Here is a 22,773-nt window from a genome sequence, read left to right as displayed (position 1 = left end):
CGCCCGACTGACGAAGCCCTAGGTCACAGCGGCAGCGGCATCCAATGCAAAACGAAAGTCCTGCTCCAGAAGCGAAATCGGTTCACAGCCGACGGATACGCGGAAGAACCCTTCGGTGATCCCAAGCGCGGCACGTCCGTCCGGCGTCAGGGCGCGGTGGCTGCTCGACGCGGGATGCGACAGCGTCGTGCCCACGTCGCCCAGCGTCGGCGCGAAGGCCACTTGCGGTGCCGCGCGCGTCAGGGCGTTGGCTTGCGCCCGCCCGCCCTTAAGACGAATGCTCAACATGTTGCCCCAGTTGCCGTCCAAAAGCGCGCCGGCCCGGTTGTGATCGGGATGGTCAGAGCGCCCCGGATAGAGTACGGCGTCCACCGCCGGGTGATCCGCGAAAAGTTGCGCGAGGGTGCCAGCATTCTCCTGCGCCCGCTGAAACCGCATATCGAAGGTGTAAAGCCCCCGTTCCGCCATCCAGCAATCCCACGGGCTTGGTGTCAGGCCCAGCGTGACGTTCGTGTCGTAGATCGCATTGCGCTGCGCCGGATCGCGCGCGCGGACATAGCCCAGCGTCACATCAGAATGCCCGGCCAGTAATTTGGTGACCGAATGGATCACAACATCCGCCCCGCGCGTGAAGGCGGGGAAGCCGTAGGGTGTGGTGAAGGTGTTGTCGACCACGAGGATCAGGCCCCGGTCGCGCGCCAGTTTCTCGATCCCGTCCATGTCGGCGATGCGCAGGGTCGGGTTGGACACGACCTCGACCAGAAGCAGCTTGGTCGCAGGCGTGATCGCCGCCTCCATCGCGGCCACGTCGGTGGGGTCGGCCAATGTCGAAGTGATGCCCCAACGCGGCAAATCTTGGGTCATCATCCGCAGGCTGCGACCGTAAAGCTGATTGCCGCCGACGATGTGGTCGCCCGACGACAGCAGACCCAGCAGTGTCGCCGTCACGGCCGACATCCCCGACCCGGTGATAATGCCACCCTGCCCCGCCTCGGTCGGGCCACCCTCCAGACTGTCGATCATCTTCGCCAGGACGTCGGCGTTCGGATGCCCCTCGCGGCCGTAGGTATACCCAGCCGCCCGACCTTCATACTGATCGTCAAGCGCATCCGGGTCGGGTGAGGAATAGACGACCGAAGGCTGCAATGGCGTAACGACAGCCCGGCTGACGGATGCGGGAAACGCCGTCCGGCGCACAAGGTTGGGGTGGCCCCCGAATTCAGGATCTGACATGAATTTCGCCTTCCAAGCTGTTGATTATGAGCGGATCGCACCCTTTCCAGTGACGAGATATTTGAAACTCGTCAACTGTTCCGCTCCGACCGGTCCGCGCGCGTGCATCTTGCCCGTGGCGATCCCGATTTCAGCCCCCATCCCGAATTCACCACCATCGGCGAACTGGGTCGAGGCGTTGTGCATCAGGATCGCAGAGTCGATCCGTCCGAAGAACTGCGCCACGACGTCAGGATCCTCGGCGATAACGCATTCGGTGTGACTGGAACTGTACTTGCGGATATGCGCGATGGCCCCATCGACGCCGTCCACGATCTTGGCGGCGATCTTCATGTCCAGGTATTCCGTGCCCCAGTCATCCTCGGTCGCGACGATTGTGCCCGTCAGCCCCTCACCCGCATGAACCTCTACACCCTCGCGCATCAGGTCGGCCACCATTTCGGCCCCCAGGGTGTTGGCAATATCGCGGTGGATCAGCAGGCATTCAGCGGCCCCGCAAATGCCGGTGCGCCGCGTTTTGGCGTTCAGGATGATCTTGCGCGCCATCTCAGGGTCGGCGGATTTGTCGACATAGACATGCACGATGCCTTCAAGGTGGGCAAAGACCGGGACGCGGGCTTCGCGCTGTACCAGACCGACAAGGCCCTTGCCGCCGCGTGGTACGATCACGTCAATATGGTCCGTGGCGGTCAGCATCTCGGTCACGGCGGCGCGGTCGCGCGTCGGCACCAGTTGGATCGCCGCTTCGGGCAGTCCGGCACCGCGCAACCCCTCGATCATCGCGGCGTGGATCGCGCGGCTGGAGTGGAAGCTCTCGGAGCCGCCCCGCAGGATTACTGCGTTACCCGCCTTGAGGCACAGGGCCCCGGCGTCAGCGGTCACGTTCGGGCGGCTCTCGTAGATCACACCGATGACACCCAAGGGTGTCGCGACGCGCTGAATATGCAAGCCGTTGGGGCGGTCCCACTCGGCCAGAACACGTCCCACCGGGTCTGCCTGACCTGCGATGGAGCGAAGGCTGTCCACGATCGCCTGAATGCGCCCCTCGTCCAGCTTCAGCCTGTCCATCATCGCATCCGACAGGCCCTTGTCTCGCCCAAAGTCCATGTCCTTTTCGTTTGCTGCAAGCACATCGGCGCGCGCGGCCCAAAGGGCATCGGCGGCACCAGTCAGGGCGGCCTGCTTGCGATCCGCAGACGCACTGGCCAGTTCGGCGGTCGCGGCGCGCGCGGCCTCGCCGATGGTGTGCATCATGCGGGGAATGTCTTCGATCTGATCTTTCATCGTGTCGTCTCCCATGTCTTACATGGCCATGTCATCGCGGTGCACCAAGGCGGTGCGACCGGCATAGCCGAGGGTGCCAGCCACTTCGTCGGACTGGAGCCCCATGATCAAGGTTGCTTCCGTCGCTGCGTAATTGGTCAGGCCGTAGGTAACAAGGTTGCCGCGCTGATCCTCGACCCGCACCGGCTCCCCGCGCCCGAACTCCCCGCTGATGGCCGTCACGCCGGCGGGCAGCAAGGAACTGCCCCGTCCAAGCGCGCGCGCCGCGCCATCGTCAATCGTGATGACACCGCGGGGTTTCATCGCGTTGATCCAGCGTTTGCGCGCGCTGTGCGGGTCGTCTTTGGGCATGAACCATGTTGAGCGCGCGCCCGAGCGAAGCGCCCTGATCGGCGACTGATGCCCCAACGCGATGACGAGCGCGCAGCCCGCCGCCGTCGCTGTCCGCGCGGCAAGGATCTTGGTGATCATGCCGCCCTTGGACACGCCCGACACTCCCTCGCCGGCCATGGCGGCAATCTCGTCGGTGATTTCTCGAACCACGGGCAGGTGCCTGGCTTCAGGGTCAAGGTTCGGGTTCGCGGTATAGAGCCCGTCGACATCCGAAAGCAGGATGCAAACGTCTGCCCCGGCCATGGCTGCAACCTGCGCGGCAAGGCGGTCGTTATCGCCATAGCGGATTTCGTCTGTGGCGACGGTGTCGTTTTCATTTACAATCGGCACGACACCCAGATCAAGCAACGCTTTGAACGTATTTCGTAAATTCAGGTAACGGCGGCGGTTCTCGCTGTCGTGCAGGGTCAGCAGGACCTGGGCGCATGGCAGCGGTTGCAGCGCAGCCTCGTAGGCGGCAGACAGCCGGATCTGGCCCACTGCGGCGGCCGCCTGCGACTGTTCGAGGCTGAGCGGGCCGGTGATGCCAAGCATGCGCCGCCCGAGCGCGATCGAGCCGGATGAGACCAGGATCACCTCCTTGCCCTCGGCGCGCAGCATGGCGACGTCTTCGGTCAGGCCCTTCAGCCAGTCCACCCGGGGTGCTCCGGTCACCGCATCAACCAACAAGGCCGACCCGATCTTGATAACGATGCGTTTGGCGTCGTTCAGACAGGCGACCAAGGTTTGTCTCCTTCGTCCTCTTCCTGAGCGGCAAGCTCTTCCGGGGACTTGAGGCCAATCATGTCCCGCAAAGCGCGCAGAACCTCGGTCGTGCCGATGCCCGCAACGCCTGACATGGCCAACACGTCGGAGCCTGCCACTTGGGACAAGGCCTTGCGGCGAATTTCCAGATCATCCGGTGCCAGCGCATCGATCTTGTTCAGGACGGTCAGGCGCGGCTTGTCGACAAGTCCCTCACCATACATCTCAAGCTCCGTGATGATAGTCTGATAGTCCTCGACAACATCCTCCGCGGTTCCGTCTACCAGATGCAGCAGCGCGCCGGACCGTTCGACGTGTCCCAGAAACCGATCACCGATCCCGCGCCCCTCGTGGGCACCTGCGATCAGGCCGGGAATGTCGGCCACTACGAATTCGACACCGTCCACACCGACAACGCCCAGATTGGGCACTAACGTGGTAAAGGGGTAATCCGCGATCTTGGGCCGTGCATTCGATGTTGCCGCAAGGAAAGTCGACTTGCCCGCATTGGGCAGGCCAAGCAGGCCCACGTCAGCGATCAACTTCAGGCGCAGCCAGATTTCGCGCTCCACGCCCGGTTGACCGGGGTTCGCGCGGCGCGGGGCCTGGTTGGTGGCCGACTTGAAATGCATGTTGCCAAAGCCGCCGTTGCCACCCTTTGCCAGGATGATGCGCTGTCCCGGTTCGGTCAGGTCGGCGATCACAGTCTCCTGGTCTTCGTCCAGAATTTCGGTGCCGACGGGCACGCGAAGCGTGATGCTGTCGCCGTCTTTGCCCGTGCGCTGTTTGCCCATGCCACCCTGCCCGGACTTGGCAAAGAAATGCTGTTGGTAACGGAAGTCGATCAGGGTGTTCAGGCCCTCGACCGTCTCCACGATCACGTCGCCGCCGCGACCGCCGTTGCCGCCGTCAGGGCCACCGTATTCGATATATTTCTCGCGCCGAAACGAAACGGCACCCGAGCCACCGCCGCCGGAGCGTATATGCACGCGAGCAAGATCCAGAAATTTCATGGCACAGGTTTCCGATTGGGGCGCAGGGTCGTGCGATAACCGCCTTTCGCGCGAGCCTCAAGCAAGCAGATGTCGGACAGAGGCTCTCAGTCCATCTGGCGGATGTAGGTCCAGGTCGGAACAACCGCGTTCCGAGAGACGCAGAACGTTTCAGCATCGCCGATATAGTCGAATCCGGCATTCGTCAGAACGCGGGCCGATGCTGGATTATCCTGAAAGATGGAGCCGAATATCTGACGCGCGGCCAATGGGTTCGCATCGAGCAAGGTGCTCACCGCCTCGGAGGCGAGGCCGGTGTTCCACACGAAGGGAGCGACCCAATAGCCGACCTCCGACTGCGCACGATCCATACGTTTGAGGCTGACGACACCAACCAGTTCGTCCATACCTGCATCGCTTGCGTCCATGGCCCAAACCATATCTTCACCCTGACCGGCCATCACACGGGTTACGAATGCGTCGGTCGCGCCGGGCGGCAGCGGGTGCGGGATTGATGGCGTATTCAGCGCCACTCGCTTGTCCGAAGCGTAAAGCTCTATCAGGCCCATGTCGCTGCGGCGCAAGGGACGCAGAAACAGCCGCTTCGACCGCAGGATGGCCTGATGCTGCGTCGTCACCTGGTCCTGCCGATGGGGCGCGCGTTGTGGCGTCATGTCGTTCCTCCTCCGAACAGCACGAACAGGACGCTGGCCACTGTAAGAGCGGCCAGCGTCCACATCAGGTAACGTTCGGCTGCTGTGCCCGAAACGTGTTGTGCGAGGAGGCTGCCGCCCCAAGTATAAAGCGGATGCAAGACGATCTGCGTCGCCAACAGGATCGCGGCAATTGTCACCGTCGCCTGCAACGCTGGCGTGCCGGGCGCGGTGAAGGCGGTGAACCCGCCAGTGATCATGGCCCAGGCCTTGGGGTTCAGCGGATGCACGATCAGCCCGGCCAGAAACCCGGGGGCCTTTGCCCGCCCCTTTAGGGCCAGCCGCATGTTCGCCACGCGCCAAGCCAACCAGATTATGTATCCCGCCGAAACCCACTTCAATGCTTCGAACGCCCAAGGATAACGGACAGCAAGCTCCATGAGGCCGAATCCGGCGGGCCAGATGATAAGCTGCTTGCCGAGTGCGACACCCGCGACGAAAGGCAAGGCCGCGCGCAGCCCGTGGGCCGCGCCCGTCGTCATCAGCGCCATGTTCGCAGGTCCGGGCGTTCCAACCTGGCTTGCGGCGAAGATCGCAAAGCTGAGGGCCGCGACGCTCATCCCTCCTGTCCCGCTGCGGTCCAGTCATCGGCCAGAAGGCCCATGATCAGGTCGTCCTGCCAACCGCCCGGTACCCGTGCTGATTGACGCTCCCGCCCCTCCTCCACGAAGCCGAGCTTGGTGTAGCAGCGGATCGCACGATTATTGTCGGCCAGCACCCGAAGCGACAGACGGTGCAGCCCCAGGCCATCGAAGCCGTGATCGATGACAAGGCGTAACGCCTCGGTTCCCAGCCCCTGCCCCAAGCGCTCACTGTCCAGAAGACCAATGGCGATCTGGGCGCGGCGGTCGGCCACGACATGACTATGCAGCCTGACGGTCCCGATAAGCTCCCCCGCGACGGTGATCATCCATGCACAGGCCTCCCGCTGCTCCTTGAGCCAGGATTGGGCCCGTTCCGGCGTGTAGGCCGCTTTTTCGGCCATCTGCACACCGTAGGCACGCAGTATCGTAGGGTCGTAGCCAAGTTCCATCCGCGCCGCCGCATCGCGATCGGTCGGCGCACGCAGGTGAACCCGCGGACCGGCCATCGTCAGGGGCTCTGTTCCGACCGGAATCGGGGAAGAATGGGGCATCGGAGCCTCGCTTTATAGCAGGTGCGACGGAAGACTTGGAAAACGAAAAAAGGGACCGGCGGTGCCGATCCCCTTAATTTCTAAACCTTAAGGTTCGGCTTACTCAGCGGCCTCGGCGACGGGAAGAACGCTGATGAATGTGCGCCCCTTGAACCCCTTGCGGAAGGTGACAGCACCATCAACCGTGGCGAAGATCGTGTGATCCTTGCCCAGGCCGACGCCCTCACCCGGCCACCACTTGGTGCCGCGCTGGCGCACGATAATGTTGCCCGCGATGGCCTTCTGACCACCGAATAGTTTAACGCCAAGACGCCGCCCCGCAGAGTCGCGTCCGTTGCGGGAGGAACCACCGGCTTTTTTGTGTGCCATTTGTCCTTACTCCTGTTCTGCAGCGAATTGCTTCGACTGATCAATCCAGCCGTCACGCTCGATCCTGCCCTTGAACGACAGAAGGTCGTCCATGTAGGCGATTTCGTCCGATCCCCAAGCGGCGATCTGGTCAAAGTGGAAGACACCGTTCTCGTTCAGAACACCCTCCAGCTTGGGACCAACGCCCGAGATCTTCTTAAGGTCGTCGGCCTTGCCGTCGCGCGCTTCCGTGAGGAGGTTCGCAGGCTTGGCACCTATGACTTCGGCAGCGGCAACCTCAGTGTCGGCGGCCTTTTTCGGAGCAGACTTCTTCGCGGCAGGCTTGGAAGCCGTCTTCTGCGGCTTGGCGACCTGCTTGGGCGCTTCCGCACGCTTCGGCTTGTTCGACGCGGGTGTTGCAGCCGCGCGCTCGGCGACGGTCATGGAACCGGCACCTTGTGCGGCCTTCACACCGGACTTTTCGCCACCCGATGCAAGGATCGACGTAATCCGCAGCAGAGTCAGTTTCTGACGGTGGCCCTTGGTGCGCTGCGACGAGTGCTTACGACGGCGCTTTACGAAGTGAATCAGCTTCTCGCCCTTGATCTGATCGATCACATCGGCCTGAACCGCGGCACCATTGACCAGCGGAGCACCGACAGTGACCTTGTCACCGCCGAGCATCAGAACGTCGTTGAATTGAATCGTTTCGCCAGCTTCGGCAGCCAGTCGCTCGACGCGAAGCACGTCGCCTTCGGCGACCCGGTACTGCTTCCCACCGGTTTTCAGAACGGCAAACATCCGTTCTCTCCTTCATGTTTCTCGCGTCCTGTGGTCCCCCTTTCGGGGCGTTCGCGATTGGCATTCCGTGGAAAGCCAGCCACCTCGGACAGCGTGCCCCGTATGAGGCATACGTAAAAATCAGCGGACCGCGGGAACCCCGAGCGATCACCGGCGGCCTATCCCACGGGCGACGCCCCCTGTCAAGCGCACCCCCTACCCGCCGAAACCCACTGTTCCACCCCGCCCGAAACGGCAAAAACGGCCGATGCAGAGCGCCGTCCGCACATTCTCACCAAAAAGCTCCGGCATGGACTTGCGACCCCGGCGCGGGTTGCATACAGACGCGCCACCACTTGGTGCGGAGAGGTGCCGGAGTGGTCGAACGGGACGGTTTCGAAAACCGTTGTGGATTAACGTCTACCCAGGGTTCGAATCCCTGTCTCTCCGCCATTTTCCTCAAGATGGGTATCCCATAACCATCTGATAGCAGGGTTTCATTCGGCGTTTTCGCGCTTTCGGCGGTTATCGGTCCGCTTGATTTGCTGCACACATGGGGGATTTCTCCGCTATGCAGCGTCGCGCAACGAGGCCGTCTCTACCACCTCCGCCGCCGCGTCCCGCGGCGGGGTAATCCCCCCTAAAATTAGTGGTGTTCAAAAGTGGAATTTTCTCGGCAAGATATCTGAGGAGATTTACGATGAAGAACGGACGATTTAGCGATGCGCAGATCATGGCTGTGTTGAAGCAGGCAGAGGGCGGTGTGCCGGTCTCTCAGCTGTGCCGGGAGCACGGGATGAGCAGTGCCAGCTTTTACAAATGGCGGGCCAAATTTGGCGGTATGGACGCGTCGCTCATCGCAGAGATGAAGGACATGGCCGAGCAGAACCGCCGCCTCAAGAAGATGTATGCGGAGATGAGCATGCAGAATGAGTTGCTCAAGGAAGCCCTCGGAAAAAAGTCTTGAGGCCGTCTCATCGACGAGAGATGGCCATGAAGGTGGTTGCGGTGCGTGGTGTCAGTGTCGCGCTGGCGTGCCGCACGTTCCAGATCAGTGAGACCTGCTATCGTTATAGGCCAACGCTGAGCGACGAGAACGAGGAAAACGCTGATTGGCTGGAACGTTTGACAGCGAACAAGCGCAGCTGGGGCTTTGGCCTTTGCTTTCTGTATCTGCGCAATGTGCAAGGCTATGGCTGGAACCACAAACGCGTCTACCGGATCTACTGCGAACTGGAGCTGAATCTACGGATCAAACCCAAGAAACGGCTGAAGCGTGACAAGCCAGAACCGCTGGCTGTGCCTGACAGGCCCAAAGAGACGTGGTCGATGGATTTTATGGCCGATCAGCTCTCTGACGGCCGGTCGATCCGGACATTGAACGTCCTGGATGACTTCAATCGCGAGGGCCTTTGCATCGAGATCGACTTCTCATTGCCTGCCGAGCGCGTGGTGCGGAGCCTAAACCAGATCATCGAATGGCGTGGAAAGCCCAAGGCTATTCGTATCGATAATGGACCCGAATATGTCAGTGGAAAGCTCATGGAGTGGGCTGAAAAACAAGGCGTTAGGCTGGAATACATCCAACCCGGAAAGCCCCAACAGAACGCCTATATCGAACGCAACAATCGCACAGTTCGTGGCGAATGGCTCAGCCAATACATCTTTGAAACGATTGAGGAGGCACAGGATCAGGCCACGGTATGGCTCTGGACTTACAACAACGAGCGACCCAACATGGTCATCGGCGGCATAACACCTGCCATGAAACTGAAGACAGCCGCCTGAATTCTACGGCTGGACCCCATTAAGAATGGGGGGATTACCGCGGCACCGGGGGATCGAGCTGCGCGAAACTGTCTGGATCAGCCTTCATACCGATTCCGAGACCGTGGCCCGCAGCAAGGCGGATCGCGCGTGGAGCCAGATGATCGAGGCGTGGGAGGCGCGCCTCGTCGGGAAAAGCGCCGATGCGGATGCCCGAATGAGTTCTGGAAGTGCCTTGATCGTTCACTTGGGAGGGCCACAGGAGACGACAGAGGGGATGGCAAGATAAAGCGAGTTCCTCGCCGGCCGGGCCCCTGGCCCTAAGCTGTTGTCTGCACATTGGTTTTTTGGCTCTGTCGTGGTCGGTGCGCGGATAGTGTGCGGCACGTTCCGACACTTTCCTCAATGAATTCCAGACTCTTCCCTGCCACGCCACGCCGCAACCGGAGGGCAATCTGCGCCATGGCCTGTCTTTGCACGCCACGCTGCGATGGCCCTCGGACGGCCCTTGATACGTCCCGATACGACCCCCAATCGTCAGCCCATGACCCGCGACGAGATCGAGTTCCACATTCGCCCCGGCAAGCCCCGGGACCACCAGCCGCGGCTGCCGAGGGTGCGTCGCAAGCCGCAGGGCTTCCTCGCCGAAGTGCACCAGGCCGTGCGACGCGCGGGCGGTGATCCGAACAAGCTGGCCGGAACGGAAAAGGCGAGTGGACGGTTCAATGCGCGCGGCCGTGGTGCGAAAGTGGTGGCCGAGTTGAAGGGCCGGAATCCGTGGTCCCGCGGCCCGGATGGCAGCCGGACGCGTGCCCGGCGGGTGACCGTGAAGGCGCGGATCGTGAAGCTGAACCCGCAGCGGGGAGCGGCCCGCGGGCGGTCCTTCGTCAGTGCCAAGGCAATCGACGCTCATCTGCGCTACCTCGAGCGCGACGGTGTCACGCGCGACAGCGAGCGTGGTCAGGTCTATTCCGCGACCGAGGATGCGGCGGACGGTCGAGACTTCCTCGACCGCGGCCGCGACGACCGTCACCAGTTCCGTTTCATCGTGTCTGCCGAAGACGGCGTCGATCTCTCCGACCTGCGCCAGACCACGCGCGATCTCATGGCCCAGATGGAGGCCGACCTGCAGACGCGCCTCGATTGGATCGCCGTGGATCACTACAACACCGGACATCCGCACAGCCACATCCTTGTCCGTGGTGTGACCGACCAGGGGAAGATCCTGAACATCGCGGGCGACCACATCGCGCACGGAATCCGCGAACGCGCGAGCGAGATCGTGACGCTGGAATTGGGCCGCCAGACCGAGCTGGAGGTAACGGACCAGCTGCGCCGCGAGGTGCAAGCCGACCGCTTCACGCGGCTTGACCGGATGCTGATTGCGGAACAAGAGGCGGCCAACGAGTTCGCCGATCTGCGGCCGGATCACGACACACTGGCGACCATGATGCGCAACCGTGCGCTGCTGATCGCCCGCGCCAGGCGGCTCGAGAAGATGGGCATGGCGACGGAAGTGCGGCCCGGCGAATGGCACATCTCCGACCGTGCCGAAGGCACCTTGCGCGCATTGGGCGAGCGCGAAGACATCATCAAGTCGATGCACCGGGCGTTGGAAGGCAACAACCTCAACGACGCGCGTGGTATCGCCCAACTGGCGGTTCACCGCGACAAGCTGCGGGAGCGGATCACCGGTCGGGTGCTGGCGCGCGACCTCGCGGGCGACGGAAATGGTGACCGGGTGCAGTTGGTCATCGACGGCGCGGATGGGCGCGCGCACCAGATCGAGCTGCCCGCCGAGCGCTGCGATGGCATAAGCTGCGGCATGATCGTGGCCGCCGTGCCGCCGCGAACCGAACCTCGCGCCGCAGACCGGAACATCCTCGCCGCGACGGGCAGTGACGGCACCTACCACCCGTCCCGGCACATCGGGATCGCCAGGGAGGAGAAGATCATCCCCGATCCGGACCGCTTCGTCGCCGCCCATGTCCGCCGCCTCGAGGCCCTTCGCCGCGCCGGGGTCGTGGAGCGCTGGATCGAAGACCACTGGAAAGTGCCGCAGGATCTGCCTGAGCGCAGTCTTGCCCATGACCGGAAATCGCACGGCTCCGGCGCGCGGATGGAACTCCTGTCACCCATTGGGCTGGACAAGCAAGTCGCCCACGATGTCGCAACCTGGCTCGACAAAGAGCTGATGAAACAGGGCGCGCCGAACCTGCGAGAGGCAGGCTTCGGCTTGGAAATGAAGCTTGCCATGGGAAGTCGCAAGCAGGTCCTCGTCCAACGCGGCGACGCGCAAGACCTCGGTGAAGGCCGTGCCCGCGCCCCGCGCGACCTACTCCAACGCCTGGAAGCCCGCGAGATCGACCGCGTCGGCCGCACCATGGCAACGGACCGCGGTCGAGACTGAACACCCGTCAAGCCTGGCAGCCACTTCGGCGGCGAACTGGTCGGCTGCACCCAACTCCCGAGCGGCCGCTTCGCCATGACCGACAACGGATTGGGTTTCAGCCTCGTCCCTTGGAACGACGCACTGGAACGACGTATGGGCCGGCAGATTGCGGGAGTTGGTTTGCCAGGTGGGGGTGTGGATTGGACGTTCGGGCGGAAGCGGGGGTTGGGATTGTGATTGATCCGCGACACACCCCTGTTCCACAATTGATCAGAGCTTTTGGGTCGTGTTGCTTCTTGAGGATAGAATGGAGATGGCGAAATATTGCAATTGACCTTGCCGCGAGCCATTGGCCATCGCAACCGGTTGCGCCGGTTGGCAAAGACCAGGAGAAACTACTTGAGAAGCATTTTTCTTTTCCTCTCACTGATCATTTCTTTCAGTGCTGCAGTCGCTACTGCGAGGGCTGACACAGGTTCGATAGAAGTTAGCGTCACCTACCGGGAACGCATTGCACTACCACCGGGTGCTGAACTCGACGTCCGTCTGGTCGATCTCTCAAGCACCGGCATTGCGACGAGGACCATTTCCTCTCAGCGATATGCCATGTCCACCGTGCCATTGACCGTCGCCCTGTCCTACGATCCCGCCGTTCTGACTTCCGGGTCGGACTACGGGGTCGTTGCATCTATCTTCACGCAGCATGGGCAGGAGATGTTTCGTAGCACTGCACCTATCGAAGTACGTTTCGAGCAAGCCGCGGCTCCGGTGGAGCTAACCCTGACGATGCTGCCCGATAACGACGTGAAAATGGCACCGGGCGCGATTTCGGGTGTGATGTGGACCGTGACGGAGACCTTCGGCGCGCCCTGGGCTACCGACGATCCTGCAACCATGACGATTGAAGCTGACGGAGGTGTCTCGCTTTTTGGCGGATGCAATCGGTTTCGGGGTCAGTTGCAACACCCGGTCGGCGGGCTTGCCTTTCCCGAGAACCTTGCCGGGACCATGATGGCCTGCCCCGATGAGGTCGAGGTGCTCGAGCGGCGCTTTATCGCCGCGTTGAAGTTGGTCAAAGGGTATGTGCGCTACGGAGCCGGTTTGGTCATGACAGATGCGCAAGGGAATGCGATCTTACATTTCGTTGAGACGCCGGAGTGATTGGAGCCGTCCGACCCCGACCTTGTTAAAGCTCAGAGCCTAGCGCATGCCGTTAAGACAACCCTTCTGGAAGCCGGTGTCGCAATGGGCCTTCAGCCGCGCAGTGTCTTCGGCCGACCACCCATCGGGCGCTGTCATCTGTATCCAGGGGCCTAGATAGTCCCGAGCGTAGTAGGCATGGCCATGCCCGGGCGGCGCGCCGAACGACAAAGCCATGTCGAGCGCCAATTGGAACTGGGTGACGACGGGCATGAAAACGAAATGCTCCGACATGTCCTCGGCCGGTGGGTCCCTCATCCAAGGCGGTGCCCGCCACAGCGACCGCGGTTCGTAGAAGACCACGGGATCACTAGAATACTGGAGGAACACGATCCGCATTCCGCCCCACTCGGCCGGGGCCTCGGACGCATCGGCGGTATGTGAGGCATAGCGCACAAGCGATCCGTCGCCGATTGTCGGCAGCACCCAGGGTGAGCCGGGAGCGCGCTGGTTCTGCACGTAGTTCCAGAAGGTCGACGGGAACGGCGGCCCGGCCCAGAACGCGCCATCGATTGGATCGTCGAGCAAACGGAAGAGATTGGTCGCGTGCATCGACGACCATGCCCCGAGGCTGAGTCCGTGAACGTAGAGGCGCGGTCGGGCATCCGCTGGCAGGGTCTTCCAATAGCCGTGCACGACATCCTGCAGTGCGGTCGCCTGCTGCAGCCCGGTGTTGGTCTCGAGTATCAACGCAAGTGGGGATTGCAGGTAGGAATACTGCGCCGCGACCGTCGCGATATCGCCGCCATGCATGTATTCGACCGGATCATGCGATCCGGGGTCCATCCAGCCTGTTCCCGTGGGGCTGGTGATGATCAGCACCTTGCGATCGAACGCCCCCTGGCGGATCAGTTCGGCCAGAGCAAGCTCGGCGCGCTCCTCGGGGGTTTCGCCATTGGCGCGCCCGACATAGACCCGGATCGGGTCCAGAGCGGGTCGGCCGGTGAAGGCGGCGATATCCTCTGCATCGGGGCCGCTGGTTATGAATTCGCGTCCGTATATCCCCATAGCCGCCCAATCGATCAGGGACGCGGCACTGCCGGTCATCCGGGGATCGTCGGGCGGGGGCGCGGCGTTCTGGAACAACTGCTGCGCGGCCTCGTAGCTTTCGTCGAGCCCGGTCACCACCCGGTCCAGGATGCCGTCCCGAGTCACCACAAAGAGGATCAGGACCACAGTGACGAAGCCCAGCACGTTCGCGCGTCGGGGTGGCATCACGCGATAGAGCCATCCGCGGACCAGACGAAAGAACCCCGCGGTCAGCCGACCGACGGCATAGGCGAAAGCGAATGTGACGAGACCCAAGAGCAGGATTGTTGCGAGGCCAAGTGCCTCGGCTTCCTCCATGCCCATCTTCTGCCGGATATCGTTCTGCCACGTCAGGCTCGAGTCCAGAACCCAGAGGAAGAACGCGACCAGCGGGAGAGCTATGAGAGCGGTCAGGATGAGCGCGCGATTGCCCGAGAGGCGTGGCAGATCCGCGGCGCTCCATAACAGAGCGACGATCCGGCCGATCAGGTAGCCGACCGCCATGACCAGACCCCCGAGAATCCCCTGTACGGCAGGCCCGCGTGGAATGAGCGAGGGCGTCAGAGATGCCGCGAAAAAAAGAAGGCCCAGGAGAAGGCAGGGCACGGACAGAGGTCCGATCAGTCTGGCCAAACGCCGATTACTCATTGGTCCCCCTTTTCCGCGCATGCAAAAGGCCCTGCTGTCGACCTTCTTTGCGAGTCCTTTCTAGGCACCACGGGGCTAAACGGGAAGCGTCGCCGCGGGCCCTTAGTCTTCTCGCTGCGGCGCGGGCATATTGATACAATGATCGTACAGATTTTTTTGGTCCTCGTGCCATCTGGCCCGAAAGCGCTTAAGTATTATAACATTATCCTCAACCTGCCAGCCATGCTACGTCTATGAATTCATGATGAAATCCGTCGTTTTCCAGTTTGCCCGGGTCACGGGCATGGTCCTTTTGGCGAGCGTTCCGGTTTGCATGACGCCCGTGCGGTCGGCGGCCCAGACGGAGATTGAAACCTTGGAGTTTTCGTATTTCAAGCTGCGCAACAGGACAGGTTCCGAGGCACCAGCAGAGTTCTATGGCGGCGAGCGGAGCGAACTGAAGGCAGGAGTCTGCAATGTCGGAGAAGTTGATCTTGGCGTTCTCGCGCCGCTGGCGGATGTCGCGCCGAATTTCTTGCGCGAGGAGCTTCTCCGAGTGGAAAGCGTGCGGGAGATCAATCCGACCGCGCTTCTGGATGGGCTCGAAGAAACAGCCGGCGCGCGGGGTTCGGCACTCTACGTGCATGGCTGCTACATCGGCTTCGAAAAGGGTGTCGCCGGGCGGCACTTGTGCAGCAGAATGCAAACCTAATCGGACGGTTCTTGTGGTTTAGTTGGCCAACTGATGGTGCTGCGGCCTACTACACCCATGACGAGGCCGATCTCTACTGGAGCCTGCCCGACATCGCAGACACCATCATTGAATTGGAACGGCGCTTCGGGCCCGGGACCGTCGATGTCATCGGGCACAGCCTGGGCGCGCGCGGTGTCGTGCTGGCCTTGGCCGAAGTGGCGAACCGGCATCCATAGATCCGGCTGGGCCATGTCGTTCTGCTGGTGCCGGACATGGATTTCGGGATCTTCGAGCGCTTCCTGCCCCGTATTGTGCCCGTCGCGGAAAGCATGACCGTCTACGTGACGACCGGGGACAGGCCGCTGGCGCTCTCTGCGCAACTCCATGGCTATCCGAGGCTTCGCGAGGCCGGCAACGACGTGTCCGGATTCACCAGTGTCGAGGTGATCGACCTGAGCGACCTGCCGAGTGAAGGTCCTACCGGGCACCTTTACCATATCTACAGCCCCACGGTCGGCTACGACCTGCGCCAGCTTCTGAACGAGGGCAGGCGGACTTCGATGCGTTCCGGCCTTGTGGCGCAAGGCTCGAATCTGTGGCACCTCCGATCACCAGAGAGCGATTGAGAACGTCTAGATCAGTGGATGACGTATTTCACAATCGACAGAAGCAAACCGACGCCGCCGACGAAAAGCGCACCAAGGATTGCCGGGATGGCGCGGTGATCCAGCACCCAGCCCGCCCGCGCACCGAGCAAGGCCAACAGAGCCACGCATAACACCTGCGACACAATAAGCGCGGTCTGCGGCGCGAACCAGCCCATCCAAGCCACCAGAAAAAGCGCCGTGGGCACATTGGCAACCGCCAGCGTCGGTGTGCTGTGGTGCCACGCCGCCCGCCAGCTGTACCGGGTCATGCGTTTCCGCGCCTCCAGCGCATGACCCAGAAACTCGGCAAAGGCCTTCGCGAGCGTGATCGCCAGCACCGAACCGAACAAGACCACGGCCGTCTCCAGCGGCGGTGCCGGGTGGCCGCCCTGTGCAAGCAAGATACTCAGCACCATGATCGAGCCGTAGATGATGCCGAAAGCAGCCTTGTCCAAGCTCTGCCAGCCGTCAGCCGTGCCGTCGCTCATGTTCCGCGCTCCACTCGCCCATCCTCTTTCGGAGCACGTTTCGCATGGTCTTTAAAGCTTGGGATACTGCCTCTGCGAGCGCTATCGGTCATACCTCTCCGGTCCTGATATGTACGTCCCGCTGTGGATATGGGATGGAGAGACCCGCTTCTGTCAGCGCCTCTTTCATGCGGTGCGTTAAATCCCAATAGACTGTCCAGTAGTCCGAGGTTTTCGTCCATGGACGGCAGATGAAGTTAACAGAACTCTCCGCCAACTCATGGACCCGAATGGTCGGTTCGGGATCGCGCAGAACCAAAGGGTGTGACCGGACGGTTTCCTCTATGACGCGGAGCGCATCGGGGATCGAATCATCATACGAGATGCCAAAGACCAGATCGACACGCCGGGTATCGCTGGCGGTAACATTGGTGATGACATTGCCCCACACGTTCTTGTTCGGGATGACAATGACCTGGTTGTCTGGCGTGATGACCGTCGTTGCGACGATGCTAACGGATTTAACCGAACCACCTACGCCCCCAACGAGGACGTAGTCTCCCTCATCAAACGGCCGGTTGATCATGATCATCAGCCCGCTTGCGAGGTTGCCCAGCGTATCCTGAAAGGCAAATGCAAGGATGAAGGACGCACCACCGATCATCGCGAATAGAGGCGTAACGTTGACGCCCAGCGCCGCCAGGACGAACAGCAGACCTACGGCGATCACCAGCCAGAAGACGGCTGCCACGAGAAATGCCTCAAGTAGCTTGGAGATGTTGGGTACACGTCCGATCCAGCGCCGCGCCAGCCCGCGCGCGGATCGCGAGACGATCAGAAGGGCGACAAAGGCCAGGATTACCACGCCAATGTCCATTGCGATCGCCACGCCGCCGTCGGACCTCGTGAGCCAGGACAGAAAGGCCAGCGCAATGGCTCTGGGACTCGCAAGAATGGTCTCGTTGAAGATAACGGAGTCCCGATAAGCGCGCAGATCGGCAACCAGCGCTTCGTCTCCGCCTTTGCTTTCGAACGCGTCCACGACCATGGAGAACCGCTCGAATAGCGCCGCACGTTCTTCGACCATTCGTGCAAGTGCCTGATAGGATGCGTCGGTCGCTTGCGACGGATCATTCAGCAGAGCAACTTGGCTTTCGGAAATCTCTGCCGTCTTGTCGCGGACGATTCCCAGCCAAGCGGTCGACAACGGGTCCAGTTCGCTCTTGGTCAGCGGGATAAGACGGTAGGCGAGTTCGTCGGTCGAGATGCCGGGCGCAACTAGCTCGACCGGGATGGCGGCGTCCGTGTCTCCGCCTCCGGCGTCCTGGGAAAGCGCCGGGCCGGAGAAACCACATAGGACGAACAAGACCATGACGAAACACCAGGCAGCAGACGTATACCAGGCAGCAGACTTATGTGGTGTTTCGCTTGCAGTGCCTGTCATCAGTCGCGTGTCATCAGGTAGTCTGCGACAGCCTGGTAAGCGGGCAACGAGGTGGGGTCGATGAAGCCGTTCTGAGCCCGCGGGAACGATGCCAGCCGGACCAGCACCATCTCTGCCGTGGGGTCTACATAGATCGTCTGGCCGTGCACACCCCGCGCCGCATAGGCACTGTTGTCGTTGTGGAAGACCCAAAACTGGCTGGTGTAGCTGCCGTTCGGGATGGTGGGGAACCCACCGAACTTACTCTGGTCGCCACCGGCCGCGATCGTCTCGACGACCTCCGCAGGAAACAGGCGCGTGCCATCGGCCGCGACACCGCCATCCAGCAAGAGCTGCCCCAGCCGCCCAAGATCGCGCAAACCCGCGGTGACGCCGCCACCCGCGAAAGGCACGCCCTTGCCGTCGACCGTCTGGTAGGCATCCTGCTCGGCACCCATCCGGCTCCAGAGCCGCTCGGAGGCCAGATCGGTCACGGCCTTTCCGGTGACACGCGAAATCATCCAGCCAAGCATGTCTGAGTTGATGGTCTTGTAATGGAACTCCGCCCCATGCTCGCCATCGGGCGGCACCTGTTGGAGGTACTCCCAGTAGCCGTTTGGCCCGTCGTAGCCCTCGGGCTTCGGCAGTGGGCTTGCGGCGGCGGAATATAGCCAGATGTCGGCGTTCGGATTCGAGTAATCCTCGGAATACTGGACACCCGTAGTCATATCCATGACCTCACGCACCGTTGCGGTGGCAAAGGCACTGTCGCCGATCTCGGGGATCACGTCGCGCACGAGAAGGGTGTCGTCCAAAACGCCCTCGGCCACGAGGATCTCGCCCAGCAGCCCGGTGATCGACTTGGTCATCGACATGATGGCGTGCTTGCCGTCTTCTTCGAGGCAGCCGAAATAGCGTTCGTAGACGACCTCACCGCGGTGCAGGATCAGCATGCCGTCGGTGTAGTTCTCGTAGAGCGACCGCTCCCACGTCATCGGCTCGGTGCCGTTCATCGGCATGAACGTCAGCGCATCTATTTCCGACCGCAGGTCGGCGAACTCCGCAGGTGACGGGTAGCTGAGCGGCGTCGGCGCCCCGAGGCCGCTGCTGATCTCCTCGGTGGGCAGAAATTCCCGCAAGTGGCAGACCGACCAGCGCAACTTGGGGAAGCTGAAATAATTGCTGTCTGGCTGGGTGATCAGCTTGTCCTCGGGGGGCGGGAACCCCTGCATCCAGCCCATGACATTTGGGTCGGACTCTTCGGCCGACAAAGGCACCGATTGCGCCTCAGCGCCGGTTGCTGCGCCGAGTGACATGACAACCCCCGCGACCGTTGCGATGAGTTTAGAAGTTGACGACGACATTCACGAAGCCTCCTGTCCATGGGTCTGCGCTCCCGCCGACGACGTTGTCGAGCCCGGCCCCGGGAAAGGACACCGAGACACCTGCCGTCAGGAACGTATTGCGATTGATGATGCGGCTGTATTCGAAGAACAGATCGTCGGCCAGGTGTGCGTCCGTGACACCCGAAACCACGTTCCCATTCACATCGACCCGCGTTGCCTGGCCGAATTGGACAGGGCTGTTCAACTCGTTTGCCCTGATATGCGCGTAGCGCAGGGTCCACGTGTCTTGCCGCGTCGGCTGAACCCGAAGCGCGAGCGTCAAGGCGTTCACGTTGGAATTGATGAAGGTCGAGGCGGATTTCGATCCGGTGGCCCAGGCGCTTGGGCTGCCTTGATAGTAGAGGGGATCGAAACGCTCGAGCTTTGCCGTGTCCGGATCGTCGCCGGAAAAGGTCTGATATCCCAGGGTCAGGTTTGGCGACCAGGGCAGGCTGGCGAAAGTGTATCCGGCCGTCACGCGACCCGCCCAGGCTTCGAGGTCGATCCTGTCGTTCCACTGGTAGGCGAAATCGCCGGTAAAGGTCCAGTTCTCCAAAGCACCGCTGAACGGGCTGGTCTTGGCGTAAAGACCGAGCGTTTTCGTGTCCTCGCGCGCGCCGGGCGTCACGCTCGGAGCTCCGACCCCGCCCGGGGCGGCTTGCGGATATGGCGAGTCCGAATTCAGCACGTTCACGAATGTCGCGCCCAAAAAGCCGCCCGCGGGGTCATCGAACCGCAGATCGAACCCGGCGAGTTCGTTGTTCCCGTCCGTGGAGGGCAGTTCGTTCGGGTCGAGATAGAATGCGGTCCCGGTCACGTTGCCGAAGGAAAGACGCCCGATTACAGCCATCTCCCATGCCTTGCGGGGGCCGAACTTCAATGCACCCCGCTCGAACCCGCTGGTAGCGCCGTTCGCAATCAGCATGCCTGTGCCGAGCGTTAGTTCACGCGGCCCCAGCGACAGGTCATACGACAGGCCTGTCCCCAGATCGCCCCGGATCGCGAGATAGGCCTCTTCGAGCGTGGTGGCTCCGGTGTCGCCCGTGTCGAACGCGTCCGTACCCCAGGTGTAGGAGGACACCGCGGAAAGTTTGCCGTAGAAAACCGCGCCGGTGTCGAGTTGATACTCAAAACTGACGCCGGGCTTGATGTACCCTTCCAGCCAGTTGGTATCGGGGTCGAACCCGCTGCCAGGAGCGGTCGTCGCAGCTAGGTCCCAAAACAGATTGCGCTCGGCAACGGCGTTCAATCCGAACTGCAAGTGCCCGCGCACGGTCAAGCCATTCTGGTCGTAGAACAGCATGGGGTCGCTGTCCTGCGCCTCCGCTGCGACTGCGCCGGCGGACGCGACAACCAACGCGCCTGCGAAGGCCTTATATGCCTGGCTCCATGTGTTGATGAGGTGGCGGTTGCGGCCAGAGGTTCGTCGCGGACCGAAATGCCGCTTGCCACAGTCAATGTTCATGTTGCGCGACGACCCCCAAATTCACTAATTTATTTATCTTAACTCGCGCTTGGTGTTGATCAATAGGATACATACCCAAAATGGGCGAGGTTTATTGGGAAGGCGGCATACATGCCGACTAAGAACACAGAACCGGGCGAATTCATCAGGGCCAACTTTCAGTCCATCTGGCCCACTCATCTCGCCGGCTTCACCCGACTGCTCGTAAAGCTACGCGATCGGTTCGATGGCGATCTCGACCTCTTGCTCGTGCTGGCCGTGATCGGGGACCGAACCAGGCCCGAAAACTGGACACCCGAGCTTCTGACCTATCGACAAATGACGCAGGGTGGCAGTGACGAACATCGTCAGTATCCGATAAACATCCAGTCGGTTTCCGAATATTCAGGGATCCCACGGGAGACCGTCCGCCGAAAGGTCAGCGTGTTGCAGACCAAGGGTTGGGTTACACGGGACGCAGACGGACGCCTTGCGGTATCCCCAGCGGCAGCGGAGGAACTCGAAGACGCGACCAACGATTCAATTGCATATCTCGAGGCGTTGCTGACCGTATTCGACGCCACAAGAGACCACAGTTCTTAGCCAAATCAGAGCCGTAAGGTCGAGGTGTTGAACATGCAGTTTGCTGCACATTTTGCTGCACAAAACGCAGCACTAAAACCGGCTAAATCTATTAATTTCATATATCTAAGCTGCTTACTCGCAATGACTTTCGGACTGTCTCTCCGCCAGCCTATCTTTTTCGTCAGTGGTGCCGGATCTCCTAGTCCGCCCTTTTTCCTTTTTACATGGCTCATACCGGATTTTTTAGTCGATCTGGATTTGTTTCGATATGCCTCGTATCTGTTCACTGTGCGGTATGAAATGGGGTACGAAATACGACGACGTTAGGCGGCAAGCTAACGCGGAAGCTGGTCGAAAATCTCGGTCCGGGTCAGCATGGGGACGGCAACTGGTTCTATCTGGTCGTTGACCCGTCCGGGGCGCGGCGCTGGATCGTCCGCGTGACAGTCAAGGGTCAGATCAACGCGAAGGGCGCGCCGCTTCGGACCGACTTTGGATTGGGCGGTGCCGACATCGTACCGTTGCCGCAAGCCCGAGACCGGGCACTGGAATATCGCCGCATGGCCAAGCAAGGACAGAACCCGCGCTTCAACTCCGCGCGCGAGGTCCCAACTTTTCAAGAAATCGCCCAGCAGGTCCACATTGACAGAATGCAGACCTGGAAGAACGCCAAGCACGGCCAGCAATGGATAAATACACTGCGAGACTACGCGTTTCCCAAGGTCGGGCGAATGCAGGTCGACAGCATCGGTCAGCCCGAGGTGCTGATGTGCCTGTCACCGATCTGGACGGAAAAGCATGAAACCGCGCGGCGGTTGTCCCAACGGATCAAGACCGCTCTGGATGTTGCGCGTTCGAAAGGCTTCCGCGACGGAGAGAACCCGGTGACTGCGATCCGCGACGATCATTTCTTGCCGAAGGTGAAAGCGAAGGCGAAGCACCACAATGCGATGCACTGGCAGGATGTACCCGCGTTTTTTGCGAATCTTCAGGATCGCAATGCCAAGGCGGCCAAGGCACTGATGTTTACCTGTTTGTCGGGGGCACGAACAGGCGAAGTCTTGGGGATGCGCTGGGAAGAACTGAGCTTCGAGACCCGGACGTAGACCTGCCCGGCGGCACGGATGAAGACGGGCGACGATAATCGTGTTCCGCTGACAGACGCGATGCTGGAGATCCTCGAGCCGTTGCAGGCGCTCCAGTCGGAGGTCGTGTTCGAAGGGCAGAAGCGCCATACGCCCCTCTCCAACATGTCCATGTCGATGCTTCTACGCCGGGTGGGAGTGGACGGCGTTACCGTCCACGGCTTCCGCTTCACTTTCCGCGACTGGGCCAGCGAGGTCGCAAACGCGCCGCGCGAGCTGGCGGAGATGAGCTTGTCGCACATCGGCCTGAATAGCCCCTAGTTTCCTAGACGCCTTCCTGGTTCACGTTGCGCTGTGTGTTTTCGAAGTCGACGGGTGACAGCATCCCGTTTCTGACATGTTTGCG

20 protein-coding genes, 1 tRNA gene and 2 pseudogenes are annotated in these 22,773 nt (G+C 61.5%); 9 read left to right on the top strand and 14 right to left on the bottom strand.

Annotated features, from left to right (window positions below; translation table 11 throughout):
- Positions 1 to 18 precede the first annotated feature (18 nt).
- The 9 genes from BLV27_RS14380 to BLV27_RS14340 all read right to left on the bottom strand — a co-directional run bounded on the left by BLV27_RS14380 (position 19) and on the right by BLV27_RS14340 (position 7,643).
- On the bottom strand, positions 19 to 1,233 hold the full coding sequence (locus BLV27_RS14380) for a trans-sulfuration enzyme family protein (protein WP_092647197.1): 1,215 nt from the start codon (positions 1,231 to 1,233) through the stop codon (positions 19 to 21).
- Positions 1,234 to 1,257: 24 nt separating this feature from the next.
- Positions 1,258 to 2,517, bottom strand: a complete 1,260-nt coding sequence (locus tag BLV27_RS14375) for a glutamate-5-semialdehyde dehydrogenase (protein ID WP_092647259.1) — start codon at positions 2,515 to 2,517, stop codon at positions 1,258 to 1,260.
- An 18-nt stretch (positions 2,518 to 2,535) separates the two neighbouring features.
- Positions 2,536 to 3,633, bottom strand: coding sequence for a glutamate 5-kinase (proB, locus tag BLV27_RS14370; protein ID WP_092647196.1), 1,098 nt, complete (start codon positions 3,631 to 3,633; stop codon positions 2,536 to 2,538).
- On the bottom strand, positions 3,618 to 4,667 hold the full coding sequence (gene obgE, locus BLV27_RS14365; protein ID WP_092647195.1) for a GTPase ObgE: 1,050 nt from the start codon (positions 4,665 to 4,667) through the stop codon (positions 3,618 to 3,620). The genes proB and obgE overlap by 16 nt, the downstream gene beginning before the upstream one ends.
- 86 nt (positions 4,668 to 4,753) lie before the next feature.
- The gene (locus BLV27_RS14360) at positions 4,754 to 5,320 is read right to left on the bottom strand and encodes a GNAT family N-acetyltransferase (protein ID WP_092647194.1); all 567 of its coding nucleotides are present in this window, start codon (positions 5,318 to 5,320) and stop codon (positions 4,754 to 4,756) included.
- Positions 5,317 to 5,919: a LysE family translocator gene (locus BLV27_RS14355; protein ID WP_092647192.1), complete on the bottom strand. Its 603-nt coding sequence runs from the start codon at positions 5,917 to 5,919 to the stop codon at positions 5,317 to 5,319. The genes BLV27_RS14360 and BLV27_RS14355 overlap by 4 nt, the downstream gene beginning before the upstream one ends.
- Positions 5,916 to 6,494, bottom strand: coding sequence for a GNAT family N-acetyltransferase (locus BLV27_RS14350; RefSeq protein WP_244504684.1), 579 nt, complete (start codon positions 6,492 to 6,494; stop codon positions 5,916 to 5,918). Before BLV27_RS14350 ends, BLV27_RS14355 begins: the two co-directional genes overlap by 4 nt.
- 99 nt (positions 6,495 to 6,593) lie before the next feature.
- Entirely contained in the window at positions 6,594 to 6,863 is a 270-nt protein-coding gene (gene rpmA, locus BLV27_RS14345) for a 50S ribosomal protein L27 (protein WP_092647188.1), read from the bottom strand.
- Positions 6,864 to 6,869: 6 nt separating this feature from the next.
- The gene (locus tag BLV27_RS14340) at positions 6,870 to 7,643 is read right to left on the bottom strand and encodes a 50S ribosomal protein L21 (protein ID WP_092647186.1); all 774 of its coding nucleotides are present in this window, start codon (positions 7,641 to 7,643) and stop codon (positions 6,870 to 6,872) included.
- Between the two features lie 342 nt (positions 7,644 to 7,985).
- On the opposite strand from BLV27_RS14340, the gene BLV27_RS14335 reads away from it, so the two are divergent.
- The 4 genes and pseudogenes from BLV27_RS14335 to BLV27_RS14315 all read left to right on the top strand — a co-directional run bounded on the left by BLV27_RS14335 (position 7,986) and on the right by BLV27_RS14315 (position 12,942).
- A tRNA-Ser gene (locus tag BLV27_RS14335) sits at positions 7,986 to 8,075 on the top strand.
- 247 nt (positions 8,076 to 8,322) lie between these two features.
- Positions 8,323 to 9,410, top strand: a protein-coding gene (locus tag BLV27_RS14330) for an IS3 family transposase (RefSeq protein ID WP_092647184.1) whose coding sequence is annotated in 2 segments (ribosomal slippage) — positions 8,323 to 8,584 and positions 8,584 to 9,410 — 1,089 coding nt in all. Because the reading frame shifts where the segments join, the coding sequence is not laid out codon by codon here.
- 469 nt (positions 9,411 to 9,879) lie between these two features.
- Positions 9,880 to 12,018: pseudogene (locus BLV27_RS20135) on the top strand (DUF3363 domain-containing protein).
- Between the two features lie 87 nt (positions 12,019 to 12,105).
- The gene (locus tag BLV27_RS14315; RefSeq protein ID WP_092647180.1) at positions 12,106 to 12,942 is read left to right on the top strand and encodes an META domain-containing protein; all 837 of its coding nucleotides are present in this window, start codon (positions 12,106 to 12,108) and stop codon (positions 12,940 to 12,942) included.
- 39 nt (positions 12,943 to 12,981) lie between these two features.
- On the opposite strand, the gene BLV27_RS14310 is transcribed toward BLV27_RS14315, so the two are convergent.
- Positions 12,982 to 14,658: an alpha/beta hydrolase gene (locus BLV27_RS14310; protein WP_092647178.1), complete on the bottom strand. Its 1,677-nt coding sequence runs from the start codon at positions 14,656 to 14,658 to the stop codon at positions 12,982 to 12,984.
- A gap of 244 nt (positions 14,659 to 14,902) precedes the next feature.
- Between BLV27_RS14310 and BLV27_RS19815 the strand changes: the two genes are divergently transcribed.
- Together BLV27_RS19815 and BLV27_RS19810 are read left to right on the top strand one after the other, a co-directional pair.
- Entirely contained in the window at positions 14,903 to 15,349 is a 447-nt protein-coding gene (locus tag BLV27_RS19815; protein ID WP_244504683.1) for a hypothetical protein, read from the top strand.
- A pseudogene (locus BLV27_RS19810) lies at positions 15,328 to 15,957 on the top strand (alpha/beta hydrolase). Before BLV27_RS19815 ends, BLV27_RS19810 begins: the two are co-directional and overlap by 22 nt.
- Positions 15,958 to 15,968: 11 nt before the next feature.
- Here BLV27_RS19810 and BLV27_RS14300 read toward each other — a convergent pair.
- The 4 genes from BLV27_RS14300 to BLV27_RS14285 all read right to left on the bottom strand — a co-directional run bounded on the left by BLV27_RS14300 (position 15,969) and on the right by BLV27_RS14285 (position 20,718).
- Positions 15,969 to 16,466: a hypothetical protein gene (locus BLV27_RS14300; RefSeq protein WP_092647176.1), complete on the bottom strand. Its 498-nt coding sequence runs from the start codon at positions 16,464 to 16,466 to the stop codon at positions 15,969 to 15,971.
- Positions 16,467 to 16,554: 88 nt separating this feature from the next.
- Positions 16,555 to 17,817, bottom strand: coding sequence for a mechanosensitive ion channel family protein (locus BLV27_RS14295; protein ID WP_244504682.1), 1,263 nt, complete (start codon positions 17,815 to 17,817; stop codon positions 16,555 to 16,557).
- Positions 17,818 to 17,888: 71 nt separating this feature from the next.
- Positions 17,889 to 19,184, bottom strand: coding sequence for a serine hydrolase domain-containing protein (locus tag BLV27_RS14290; RefSeq protein WP_244504681.1), 1,296 nt, complete (start codon positions 19,182 to 19,184; stop codon positions 17,889 to 17,891).
- Positions 19,185 to 19,212: 28 nt separating this feature from the next.
- Complete coding sequence (locus BLV27_RS14285; RefSeq protein ID WP_244504680.1) at positions 19,213 to 20,718, bottom strand: alginate export family protein; 1,506 nt, start codon at positions 20,716 to 20,718, stop codon at positions 19,213 to 19,215.
- A 111-nt stretch (positions 20,719 to 20,829) separates the two neighbouring features.
- On the opposite strand from BLV27_RS14285, the gene BLV27_RS14280 reads away from it, so the two are divergent.
- The 3 genes from BLV27_RS14280 to BLV27_RS19805 all read left to right on the top strand — a co-directional run bounded on the left by BLV27_RS14280 (position 20,830) and on the right by BLV27_RS19805 (position 22,688).
- Positions 20,830 to 21,300 (top strand): helix-turn-helix domain-containing protein, encoded by a 471-nt coding sequence (locus tag BLV27_RS14280; RefSeq protein ID WP_092647170.1) that lies wholly within the window; start codon positions 20,830 to 20,832, stop codon positions 21,298 to 21,300.
- Positions 21,301 to 21,629: 329 nt separating this feature from the next.
- Positions 21,630 to 22,388, top strand: coding sequence for a tyrosine-type recombinase/integrase (locus BLV27_RS14275; protein ID WP_244504686.1), 759 nt, complete (start codon positions 21,630 to 21,632; stop codon positions 22,386 to 22,388).
- An 18-nt stretch (positions 22,389 to 22,406) separates the two neighbouring features.
- Positions 22,407 to 22,688, top strand: a complete 282-nt coding sequence (locus BLV27_RS19805) for a tyrosine-type recombinase/integrase (protein ID WP_244504679.1) — start codon at positions 22,407 to 22,409, stop codon at positions 22,686 to 22,688.
- Positions 22,689 to 22,773: the final 85 nt, after the last annotated feature.

This window comes from Jannaschia faecimaris (assembly GCF_900107415.1).
Lineage (GTDB): Bacteria > Pseudomonadota > Alphaproteobacteria > Rhodobacterales > Rhodobacteraceae > Jannaschia > Jannaschia faecimaris.
This window is presented reverse-complemented; position numbering and strand designations above follow the sequence as displayed.